This window comes from Bacillus sp. AP8 (genome assembly GCF_000321185.1).
In the GTDB taxonomy this organism is placed as follows: domain Bacteria; phylum Bacillota; class Bacilli; order Bacillales; family DSM-1321; genus Bacillus_AD; species Bacillus_AD massilioanorexius.
This window is the reverse complement of record NZ_CAPG01000059.1, coordinates 38,896-50,454: the sequence shown is the minus strand read 5'-3', so window position 1 is coordinate 50,454 and position 11,559 is coordinate 38,896. Positions and strand designations below refer to the sequence as shown.

Below are 11,559 nucleotides of genomic sequence, written 5' to 3'. Positions count from 1 at the left end.
GGTTTTTTTGTATGTAAATGTCCCTTTCTTTCCATTATTTAACGTGTTTTCACTGGAGTCATGTTATGTTACTTTAGTTAGGCAACGTATTAGAGAGACATAGAAAGGGAAACTATTATGATTTTCAACGCTGTATTAATTAGTGTGATTTTGTTGGTCATACTAAGCTTATTTAGAATAAATGTTTTATTTTCGATTGTTATTGCTACTTTGACGGCAGGATTGTTGGCGGGTGAGGGGATTGTAGATACAACTCAATTAATGATATCCGGTATGACTGGGCAAGCTAATACAGCCTTAAGCTATATTTTTCTTGGGATTTTTGCTGTGATGATTGGTTTATCGGGTATTACTACTTTCCTCGTTAATAAAATGCTGTCACTTTTTAAAGGGAAAAAACTAACGCTTGTTCTAACGCTCGCTGGAATTGCTTGTTTATCCCAAAATTTGATTCCAGTTCATATAGCTTTTATACCTATTTTAATACCGCCATTACTATCATTGTTTAATAAGCTTCAATTGGATAGAAGAGCTGTAGCCACAGCCTTAACATTTGGTTTGAAAGCTCCTTATATTATGATTCCCGTTGGCTTTGGATTAATCTTTCAAGGAATAATACGAGATGAGATGAATGCCAATCATATGATGATTTCGTTGAAAGAAGTTTCGCTCTCGATGCTTTTTCCAGGTCTAGCTATGATAGTAGGATTGTTTATTGCTGTTTTCATTAGCTACAGAAAAAATAGACAATATCAAACCGAGCAAACATTGTTTGTTGGCCCAGATATGAGCTTAGAAACAAAATGGGGCATACAGCAGTGGTTTACGATTTTAGCTATTATTGTCGCCTTAATGATCCAAATAAGGACGGATTCTTTAGTATTAGGTGCTTTAGGTGGTATTTTGATTTTATTTATAACGGGGGTCGTTCATAAAAGGGAAGGGGATCGAGTTGTTCAGGAGGGTGTAAGTATGATGGGAATGATAGCCTTTATCATGTTGCTTGCATCTGGTTATGCAACGGTCTTAAAGGAAACAGGTGCTGTAAATGATTTAGTTCAACAAACGACGGCTCTGCTAGGAACATCTCGAGTTATGATTGCAGTAGTAATGCTTTCAATTGGGTTAGTCATTACAATGGGTATAGGTTCTTCCTTTGGTACTATTCCTATTTTAGCTACCTTATATGTGCCGATATGTGCAGCAGCAGGTTTATCACCGTTAGCAACAGCGGCTTTAATTGGTACAGCAGGCGCTTTAGGAGATGCAGGCTCTCCGGCATCAGATAGTACTTTAGGTCCAACTTCTGGGTTGAATGCAGACGGACAGCATCATCATATTTGGGATACTTGTATCCCAACATTTTTACATTATAATATTCCTTTATTTATCTTTGGAATAATTGCTGCACTAATTCTTTAATATTAGACTAAGAAAAATAGGAAAAAAACGAGAGAAGATATCTTCTCTCGTTTTTGTGTTTTTATAAATCTTGATTCGTATCACTATTTGGATCATCCTGAACAATATTTTCCGTTCTATTTGATGGAATTCCTGCTAAGTGATCTTTTAAAGTTTGTTTTGTTTCTTCTAAAGCCGCTTCATCTAGTTTGTAATAGTAGATGTCATTAATATAACTATCTTCACCCTTCAATTGGATCGTATCCAAAGTAAAGCCTTTATTCTTTATAGCAAGTGCCATAAAGCCCTTCATTTGTGAAAAGGTCATGTTTGTTTTCATATTATCGCCAAGTGCTTCAATTAAGTCTGTGTACTTAGTAATAGAAGAAACAGACGTAGCTTTATTCATAATGGCTTTTAATAGTTCTTGCTGACGTTGTCCACGCATCATATCCGTATCTTGTTTACGTGTACGAGCGAAGGCTAATGCTTCTTCTCCATCCAATGTTTGAAGTCCTTCTTTTAAATGAATGGCATTATGTTTATCCTGTGAATTCTTTTCATACATTTCATAAGGTACATCGATTTCGACACCATCTAGTGCATTAACGACGTCGATGAATGCATAGAAGTTCATACGCATATAATAATCAATAGGGATACCCAATAGATTTTCGACTGTTTCAATGGTACTTTTAGCACCGCCGACAGCAAATGCATGATTGATTTTTGTATAGTCGTCTCTTGCAGGTACATAAACGTAAGAATCGCGAGGAATGCTTAATAATTTAACTGAATTCTCTTTTTTATTAAAGGTAGCAAGCATCAAAGCGTCTGAACGAGTAGATTCTTGATACTTTCGTGAATCACTATCATCGACTCCTATGAATAATATAGAAGTATTTCCGATTTTATTCGTTAACTCTGCTACTGCTTTATCGGTACCATCAATCGATTCGTAAGATTTATCAACTGCTTTTTGTGCTTGATTGTATATATGTGCAAAATATGCTCCAGTTCCGAGTAATAATACAAAAATTGGTGTTAATAAGAGTATAGCCAGTTTTTTACGACTTGTTTTCCTCTTTTTGACGACGTATACTTTACGGTTCATCATTCTTGAGTTCTCCTTTTAGTTAACATCATAAATACGCTAAACTATATTTTACAATTTTTTTTCTCATTCGTAAAATTATATTTATGTTACAAAGAATAGTGGATAAATATTCATTATTCAGCAATAATCATTCGAGTATTTTAAAAGTAGGGGAAATGAACTAGATGCATGAAGAAAAAGAGATATATCCTACACTATATAATGAAAAGGTGCTCAAGAAATGATTGGGAAATGGTTCTTGGAATGCCTCTTTGTTATTTTTTGGGAAGTTTTTGTGAACTTTGTTGGTTATTAATAAGAAGTGAGTATAGGTTGAATTCTGCTTCAGGATGCTCGCTTTCCGGAGCATTCTTGGCAAGCACCAATAATGTCTCAGCTATACCGCTGCTCCCGCAGGAATCTCGCACTTATCGCTCAATCAACTAAACCTCTGTATCTGCGAACTTTACTCAGCGAGTCTTTTTGAAAGGAGAAAACAGTCTGAATGATAAAGTGGGCTTTCGTTTATGCTCAGGTGTAATAAAAGTCAAATTAAAGCATAAAGAGTGTTCCTAAAATGAATCCTTTTGGGAACACTCCTATATTTTAATTATTAGTGTAAGCCTCTTACAGGGCAAAAAGGTTTTCTTATCGCGATTATAACGCGACAGTACAGCTTTTATAAAAGAGTATGACTGATAATGAAATAGGTAAACATAAAGCGTAAGGGCTGTCTAAAAAGTGATTTCAATCTCTTTTAGACAGCCCTCTACTATTATTTCTTATATTCTAAATGCTCTTTTAGCTCTTTTTTTACTTTCTCTAAGCTTTCATCATTCGGAACGAAATACCATGTTCCTGTAGATTGATCTCCGTCACCTTCTAATGTAAGAGTTGAGATATCTTTAGATGAAAAATCTTTAAATTTTGTAGCGAATGCTAAACCATCGCTCGCTTTTAAATTTGTTTCGATATTTTTACCGAGATGTTCAGCAATATCGTCTACTTTTAATAAATTTTTCGGAGATATTAAAGAATCTAAAGCAGCTTTAACGATTTCTTTTTGACGATCAGCACGCCCAAAATCTCCATTTGGATCACGTTTACGCATTCTAGCATATCCTAATGCCTCTTCACCATCTAAAGTCTGTTCACCTTTTTTGTAATACAGCTTTTTACGAGGGAATGTATCTGTGTATTCCCAGAAATCAAATGGGACATTTACTGTTACGCCACCAATTTCATCGATAATGTCTTTAAATCCTTCGAAATTAATCGTTGCATAATAATCGATTGGAATATCGAGGAATTGTTCAACGGTCTCGATAGTTGAATCCTTTCCATTATTATATGCTGAATTGATTTTTGCTTTTTTGTCCTTACTAGGTATATAAACTCTTGTATCACGAGGGATACTCATAAGCTTCATTGTTTTTAATTCGGGGTTAAAGGTTGCGACCATAATGGAATCGGAACGTCCGCCCTTACCTCCAGAAGCGTAGTCTTCAATTCCTAATAATAGAATGGAAACGGGCTCTTTACCAAATTTTACAGCTTTGTCTCGTAGAGAAGATTTATCTCCGCGATCTAGCTCACTGTATGAGCTATTAGCAGCTTGCATCGCTTGATAGACCACATAAGCTCCATATCCACCAACTAATAATATAATAGCCATAAAGAATAAGAGGAATTTCTTCCATCTTCTCTTTTTCCTTGTTTTTTTATCTATTCTACTTCTTTTCTGCTCCATATTGTTTTCTCCCTTTTGTAGTATTGTTCAATTAGACGAAAACAAGAAAAGTTACGTTACAATTTCTTCTTGATATAATAAATTGCCTTCTATTATTTCACATTGACCATTTGTTAACTCAATCATCCAATTTCTAAAGAGTTCTTTTTCAGGAACGGAAACGAATGTCTCAATTTCAACCTTGTCTAGATAATGAATTTCCTTTAAACCGTAATGAGAGGATCGCAATTCATTTTCTAACTTTCCTAACCAAGTGTAGTCCACGGTTGTATGCATGACGCACATTAATTTACGATTTACTACTCCGGTTGCATTAATTCCTTCAGAAGTGGCCTTTCCATAGGCGCGGATTAAGCCCCCGCCACCTAATTTGATTCCACCAAAATATCTTGTAACGACGACGACAGTGTCTTTTAATCCTTTTTTCTTTAAAACCTCTAACATCGGAACGCCGGCTGTACCACTTGGTTCACCATCATCATTTGCTTTTTGAATTTGATCATGCTCACCAATCATGTAGGCTGAGCAATTGTGAGTAGCATCCCAGTGCTTTTTCTTTATATCTTGAATGAAGCTTTGCGCTTCTTCTTCTGTTTCTACACGATTAATATAAGCAATGAATCGAGATTTTTGAATAACAATTTCATGTTCTCCATACCCTTTGACTGTTAGATATTCTTGAAGCATATAATCCCTCCTCGAATAGGAAATCTTTCATAGAACTATTTTCTTATGAGATGTTTATTAGCTTCTTTATTATAATCTTCCTAATATTATCTAGCAATTCGCATATATAATCGGAGAATATACACGTTAAATAGATGCTATTTTCGATAGTGCGTAAAAAAACGTGATATTATAAGCTTTTAAGATGACTTTGTTAAACAAATCAGTGATAATAATAGAAAAAGATAGTGTAATAGAAATATGAAATAAAATAAAAGGTATATTTTGTTTGAAGAGTTTAATAATGGAACGAACAGGATAAATGACATATGTAAAAGTTAATTCTTTTTGTTTAAAATAATAAAATACTGTGTCAAACTTTTATACATGGTAATTTGCAAATAATAAATTAAAAATAATTATTTTTATAAAAAATTCTGCATAATAATTTATTTTTTATAAAAAAAACAATATGATAGAGAATATATAGGCTATATTTGACATAGTTCATCACCTACCGTATAAATAGTCATTTATTCAAAAACATCGAGAACGACCCCAGAGAGATTTTGGACCAACTCGGAGGAATGTCCATGTCCATGAAAAAAGTAGACATCGAAGAATTAGATAGAATATTAGATAAGATGGTTAGAGTAGTAGATCATAGTAAAGATGAAGTGTTCAAAATTGCTGAACAAAGTAGAACTGATTTTGAAACACTGCGCCAAGAATTAGATCATGTAAAAAAAATGGTCGTTCAGGTGATTGAAGAAGGAGACGAACTTGAAGTAAAAGCTAGAATGGCTCGCAAACGTTTATCAGAAGTTAGTGTACATTTTAATACATATAGTGAAAAGCAAGTTCGTGAAGCGTATGAAATAGCACATTCGCTACAAGTTGATTTGCAGATGAACCGGCAGCTAGAGAAGCAACTTAGAAATAAACGAGATGATATTGAACGACGATTAATTGGTGTTAAAGAAACCATTGAACGAGCAGATCATCTTGTTTCTCAAATTAGTATTGTTTTGAATTTCTTTACTGGCGATTTAGCTCATATGGGTGAACTACTATATGATGCTAAAAGACGTCAGGAATTTGCCTTTAAAATAATTGAAGCGCAAGAAGAAGAAAGAAAGCGTTTGTCGAGAGAAATTCATGATGGTCCTGCACAAATGATGGCAAATGTAATGATGAGATCTGATTTAATAGATCGAATTTTTCGTGAACGTGGATCAGAAGAAGCTTTGGAAGAAATTCGCGATTTAAAGAGAATGGTTAGAAACGCTTTGTATGAAGTAAGACGTATTATATATGATTTAAGACCGATGGCATTAGACGACCTAGGTTTAATACCAACCTTACGGAAATATTTGAGTAATGTTGAAGAATACAATAAAACTGTCAAAATTGATTTCATCCCTATTCGTGAAGAAATAAGGTTACCAACTAAGTTTGAAATTGCCTTGTTTCGATTGATTCAAGAATCTGTTCAAAATGCGATTAAACATGCGAATGCCTCGTTAATTAGCGTTAAAGTTGAAATTAATAAGTCAAATGTTATTGCTGTGATTAAAGATGATGGTAAGGGTTTTGACGTAAATGTAAAAAAAGAAGGATCATTTGGTTTACTTGGAATGACGGAGCGTTCAGAACTTCTAGATGGTGAAATTACGATTGATTCAATTATTGGAAAAGGTACCGTTATTATTATTAGTATTCCAATCGCTGTATAGCAAAAGTAAATACTTTAGATAAGGAATGCTTTGTTATATAGCTGATCGTTTTTTATATGAACAAGGAATAGATAAAGGGAGGGGAAAGAGTTGAATACTACAGGGATTGTTATTATTGATGATCATCAACTATTTCGCGAAGGAGTTAAGAGAATACTAGAGTTTGAATCTACTTTTAAAGTACTTGCCGAAGGTGACGATGGCAATGAAGCAATAAATTTAGTAGAGGCATATCATCCTGATGTAGTAATTATGGATATTAATATGCCTGTTACAAATGGTGTCGAGGCAACAAAGCATTTAGTAGAGCAATATCCTGAAACAAAGGTTATTATCTTATCGATTCATGATGATGAAAATTATGTAACACATGCTTTGAAAACAGGTGCAGCTGGATATCTTTTAAAAGAAATGGATGCAGACGCATTAATTGATGCAGTAAAGGTAGTAGCTGATGGAGGCTCGTATCTTCATCCGAAGGTAACACATAATCTTGTTAAAGAATATAGAAGATTAGCCATGGATGATTATAAAGCATCACAACATTCAACGCCAGAAATACGACGACCTTTCCACTTGTTAACAAGAAGAGAATGTGAAGTTCTTCAATTATTAGCAGATGGACAAAGTAACCGTACAATTGGTGAAACATTATTTATTTCGGAAAAAACAGTTAAAAACCATGTGAGCAATATTTTGCAAAAAATGGATGTGAACGATCGTACACAGGCTGTTGTCATGGCTATTAAAAATGGCTGGGTAGAAGTAAGATAATAGTTTTTCACCTTTAATGAACAGATTATTAGGTATAATTTAAATCCATAGAAAATATTGGTCTGAAAAGAGATGCGTATATGTTATAGCATCTCTTTTTGTAGATACAAAGTGAAGTCTTCTGATTTTTTCTTATCAAAAATGTTCCTATTGTAAATGAACTTGAACAAATACTTCAGCTTATTAAATCCACCGTAAGTCTCTTAAATGAGAATGCTTTCCTTATTATAAAGTCAGAAAATAGTTAAAGGAATATGACGAGAAATCGATGAGTCAAAGAATGTCATGTGTAAAATGTAATTAAAATGATAATAATGAGTCTACATAGTATGTGTAATTTACGGTAAAATAACATTTTAATGCAAAAGTAGGCATAATCATATAAAATGATAAATATAATTGGAAGAAATATTTTATAAGGCAGGTACTATTTTATGAAAACGGCAGTTGTAACGGATAGTACAGCGTACATCCCAAAAACATTGCGTGAAAAATTAAACATACATATGGTTCCGTTAAGTGTAGTTTTTGGAGCTGAATCATACCGTGAAGAAATTGACATAACAGCAGATGACTTTTATGAAGAAGTGAAGAATGCGGATAAACTTCCAACTACTTCACAACCTTCTATTGGAATGTTCGTTGAAAAATTTGAAGAGTTAGCAAAGGATTATGATGCCGTTATTAGCATTCATTTGTCTAGCGGGATTAGTGGTACCTACCAAGGAGCAGTAGCAGCAGGAGATATGGTAGAAGGAATAGATGTGTATGGCTTTGACTCAGAAATTAGCTGCAGCATCCAAGGTTTTTATGTTCTAGAGGCTGCGAAAATGGCTCAAGCAGGCGAAACACCAGACCGAATTATAGAACGTTTGAATGAAATAAAGAAATCTACTCGCGCTTATTTTATGGCTGATGATTTATCGCATTTACAAAGAGGTGGACGTTTAAATAGTGCCCAAGCTATTTTGGGTAGTCTATTGCAAGTAAAACCGGTGCTTCATTTCGAAGACAAAAAAATTGTTCCTTTTGAAAAAATTAGAACACGTAAAAAAGCATTAAAACGTATCGTTGAGCTATTAGATGAAGATGCAAAAACGGGTGTTCCAATGGAAGCAGTAATCATACATGCTAAGCGTGAAGCAGAAGCTATCGAATGGAAAGAAGAATTAGCAGCGCAATATCCGAATGTGAATTTTGAAATTAGCTACTTTGGACCTGTCATTGGTACTCATTTAGGTGAAGGTGCAATGGGTATGGGTTGGTACAAAAAATAAAGAATATTACACAACTGTTGTGAATATATAAAAAGAGCGTATCTTGAGCTTCGTTTAAGATACGTTCTTTTTTGTCTGTATGAACTCTTTTGAAATGTGTGGAAGTAAATGGAATGCGCTTTGTAATGTTTTTGTAATATAATAGATAGAGTTGTTCATAAAATGTAATAATATTGTTTTGAATAAGATGATACTTTGTATCATTTATATAAAAGTAAAATAATATACGATTTTAATATAAAGGAGATTGAGATGAAAACATGTAAAAAATGTGGAGAGTCCCTATTTCCAGAAGAAAAGTATTGTATATTTTGTATGGAAAAACAGTCACGATTTTTTAAGAGAAAAGGAGCTGTTATTCTTTTAGTATTAGCGTCTATGCTTTTCGTTGGAATAGTGGCTACTCATATATATATGAAGCAAAAATATAATCCCGATGTAGTCATTTCAGAATTTAAAGAAGCGATACGGAATGAAGATTATGAAAGTTTAGCTCAAATCATGAATGAGGGACAAAATAAATTACGTGTTAGCAAAGAAGAGGCCAAAAAATACGCTGTATATTTACAACAAATATATGCTTCTGAAGAGTTGGAGGAATTAATCAATCGTTTGATTAATGAGGGAAATGTTATTACAGATGGTAATGGAAACAAATTATTTTCGTTAGTAGAGGAAAAAAAGAAATGGTTTTTCTATCCAGAATACGAAATTCAATTTTATCCGATTGAGCTTCTTGTTTCTTCCTATTATCCAGGAACAGATATATTTGTAGATAAAGAAAAAATGTTAACACTTGTAGATACGCATAAAATGAATCGTGTGGCTTACCTATTTCCAGGAGAGCATAGGTTGAAGGCAACATACAAAAATGAATATACAAAGCTTTTATTTGAAGAGGAAATTGACTTTTCAAACGCCAACCAAAATCGCTTAAAAGTAACTCCAAAGCTCGAAGGTAAGGAAGTAAAAATCTACTCCAATGATGTAGATGCAATACTTTATGTGAATGGAAAAAATACAGGTAAAAAAATAAGCGAAGTCAAAGAATTTGGTCCAGTCCCAATGGATGGCTCAGTCACAATTCAAGCAGAACGTACAATAGGCAACTTAATTGAAAAAACGGACGCCGTTACGGTTGTAGAGCCAGAAGTAAATCTAATGTTTGAAATAGATTATATGAAAAGTATAACGGCAGATCAGCAAGAGTTCTCGAAAGAGGATATTAAGCAATTTATGGAGAGTTTCTTTGAAAGTGCTACAATAGCAATTAACAAGAAAGATGCTTCTATTTTACTTCCTTATATTGACGCCGAAGATAAAATTCATATTGAAGCGAACCAATACTTCGAAAGAATCGAGAATACTGATGTAACACGAAAGCTATTGAATACTGAAGTTATAAATATAACTCCTCTAGATGAAGGTTATAGTGTCGTAAGTAACCAAGTATATCAACTCATTTATGCAGATCAAAAAGAAACACAGAAAACCTACCAAACGCAACATTATATCATCCGTGATGGAAATGAACTAAAGGTCCATACTATGATTGATAGATTTGAAATATAAGAAGGAATTAGCCGTAAAGGGTTAATTCCTTTTTTGGTTTTGTGGATTGCATAGAGTTAAATCTAGTTCTAGACGCAAAAAAATGGAGAATGAAATCAAACTATAGTTAGATAGACGCAATACTTGGTGAAATAGACGCAATACTTGGTGAAATAGACGCAAAAAGTGTGGAATTAGACGCATAAACTGGAGAAACAGACGCAAAGAGTATGAGAATGAAAACTTGTTAAATGAATCTAAAACTGCAAGTTCAATTATGTTTTAAAAAGTTCACAAATGATAACAATTTTCTGTAGGAATCATCATGTTTATAGAGAATAACTTCAATATAAAATGGAAGGAGATGATGTAATGATAAAAAAAGAGCGTAAGAAGACGCTCAGAATTAGAAAATATGAAGCTCTTTTGAGAAGGTTACCTCAATCACATCCGAAGAGAGAACAAATCCAACAAGATTATAAAAAATATCTCGCGGGATTTCGTGGCGAACTTGCAGTAGACTATCACTTGAAATACATCGGGAGTTCATTTGATATTTATCAAGATGTGAGGCTCCCAATTAATGATAGCTACTTTCAAATCGACACTCTTCTAGTATCACAACAAGTTATAGTTATACTTGAAGTGAAAAATTTTGCTGGTACCCTGCATTTTGATGAAGAACTTATGCAAATGATTCGAACTTTTGAAGAGAAAGAAGAAGGTTATGCACATCCTATCTTTCAAGTGAAAAGAAATGCACTTCTTTTGAAAAAAAGACTATCGCTCGATAAATTTCCTGATATTCCAATTGAATTCCTCGTTGTAATTAGTAATCCCTCCACTATTATTAAATTTAGGAAAACTTCATACCATATTATCCATGCAGGTGCGCTTCCTGATCGATTAATAACTTTACACCAAAAATATAAATATGATTATTTCGAGAAAAAAGACTTGAAACGTGTATCTACTCTTATACAAAAGAAAGATATCCCCGATAACCCCAATCTTCTTCAATATTACTCCATTCCTAAAGATGAAATTCTAAAGGGTGTTCATTGTCCAGCCTGTCATTCCGTTTCTATGACGCGTAATAAAGGATTTTGGAATTGTCCGTTATGTAAATATCGTTCTAAAACGGCGCATATAGATACATTTGAAGATTATGCACTTTTAATAGATACAACTATTACGAATCAAGAATGTAGATGCTTTTTTAAAATAGCTTCTAGAAATATATCCTATAAAATTCTAAAAGAATTGGATGTTTGTAAAGGAAAGAAATATCAAATAAGACTTGTATAA

General features: G+C 33.5%; 9 protein-coding genes. 6 read left to right on the top strand and 3 right to left on the bottom strand.

Annotation, left to right across the window (positions count from 1 at the left end; all coding sequences use genetic code 11):
- The first annotated feature begins 117 nt into the window (after positions 1 to 117).
- Positions 118 to 1,422 carry a Na+/H+ antiporter family protein gene (locus tag BN349_RS14750; RefSeq protein ID WP_019243098.1) on the top strand — a complete coding sequence of 435 codons (1,305 nt, stop codon included), beginning with the start codon at positions 118 to 120 and terminating at the stop codon, positions 1,420 to 1,422.
- Positions 1,423 to 1,483: 61 nt separating this feature from the next.
- Here BN349_RS14750 and BN349_RS24015 read toward each other — a convergent pair whose 3' ends face one another.
- From BN349_RS24015 to BN349_RS14735, 3 genes are all read right to left on the bottom strand, one after another.
- A complete protein-coding gene (locus BN349_RS24015; RefSeq protein ID WP_019243097.1) occupies positions 1,484 to 2,518 on the bottom strand; it encodes an LCP family protein in 1,035 nt (344 codons plus the stop codon).
- Positions 2,519 to 3,272: 754 nt separating this feature from the next.
- A complete protein-coding gene (locus tag BN349_RS14740) occupies positions 3,273 to 4,247 on the bottom strand; it encodes an LCP family protein (protein ID WP_019243096.1) in 975 nt (324 codons plus the stop codon).
- A 51-nt stretch (positions 4,248 to 4,298) separates the two neighbouring features.
- On the bottom strand, positions 4,299 to 4,934 hold the full coding sequence (locus tag BN349_RS14735) for a YigZ family protein (RefSeq protein ID WP_019243095.1): 636 nt from the start codon (positions 4,932 to 4,934) through the stop codon (positions 4,299 to 4,301).
- Between the two features lie 572 nt (positions 4,935 to 5,506).
- On the opposite strand from BN349_RS14735, the gene BN349_RS14730 reads away from it, so the two are divergent.
- The 5 genes from BN349_RS14730 (at position 5,507) to BN349_RS14710 (ending at position 11,559) form a co-directional block, all read left to right on the top strand.
- The gene (locus tag BN349_RS14730) at positions 5,507 to 6,649 is read left to right on the top strand and encodes a sensor histidine kinase (RefSeq protein ID WP_019243094.1); all 1,143 of its coding nucleotides are present in this window, start codon (positions 5,507 to 5,509) and stop codon (positions 6,647 to 6,649) included.
- 90 nt (positions 6,650 to 6,739) lie between these two features.
- Positions 6,740 to 7,423, top strand: coding sequence for a response regulator (locus BN349_RS14725; protein WP_019243093.1), 684 nt, complete (start codon positions 6,740 to 6,742; stop codon positions 7,421 to 7,423).
- Between the two features lie 434 nt (positions 7,424 to 7,857).
- Positions 7,858 to 8,700: a DegV family protein gene (locus BN349_RS14720; protein ID WP_019243092.1), complete on the top strand. Its 843-nt coding sequence runs from the start codon at positions 7,858 to 7,860 to the stop codon at positions 8,698 to 8,700.
- Positions 8,701 to 8,952: 252 nt separating this feature from the next.
- Positions 8,953 to 10,272 (top strand): TcaA 3rd/4th domain-containing protein, encoded by a 1,320-nt coding sequence (locus tag BN349_RS14715; protein WP_019243091.1) that lies wholly within the window; start codon positions 8,953 to 8,955, stop codon positions 10,270 to 10,272.
- Between the two features lie 351 nt (positions 10,273 to 10,623).
- Entirely contained in the window at positions 10,624 to 11,559 is a 936-nt protein-coding gene (locus BN349_RS14710; RefSeq protein ID WP_019243090.1) for a nuclease-related domain-containing protein, read from the top strand.

What these genes read in the sequence shown, in the direction of transcription:
- BN349_RS14750 (WP_019243098.1), top strand. Translation starts at nt 118, where the DNA reads ATGATTTTCAACGCTGTATTAATTAGTGTGATTTTGTTGGTCATACTA.
- BN349_RS24015 (WP_019243097.1), bottom strand. Translation starts at nt 2,518, where the DNA reads ATGATGAACCGTAAAGTATACGTCGTCAAAAAGAGGAAAACAAGTCGT.
- BN349_RS14740 (WP_019243096.1), bottom strand. Translation starts at nt 4,247, where the DNA reads ATGGAGCAGAAAAGAAGTAGAATAGATAAAAAAACAAGGAAAAAGAGA.
- BN349_RS14735 (WP_019243095.1), bottom strand. Translation starts at nt 4,934, where the DNA reads ATGCTTCAAGAATATCTAACAGTCAAAGGGTATGGAGAACATGAAATT.
- BN349_RS14730 (WP_019243094.1), top strand. Translation starts at nt 5,507, where the DNA reads ATGTCCATGAAAAAAGTAGACATCGAAGAATTAGATAGAATATTAGAT.
- BN349_RS14720 (WP_019243092.1), top strand. Translation starts at nt 7,858, where the DNA reads ATGAAAACGGCAGTTGTAACGGATAGTACAGCGTACATCCCAAAAACA.
- BN349_RS14715 (WP_019243091.1), top strand. Translation starts at nt 8,953, where the DNA reads ATGAAAACATGTAAAAAATGTGGAGAGTCCCTATTTCCAGAAGAAAAG.
- BN349_RS14710 (WP_019243090.1), top strand. Translation starts at nt 10,624, where the DNA reads ATGATAAAAAAAGAGCGTAAGAAGACGCTCAGAATTAGAAAATATGAA.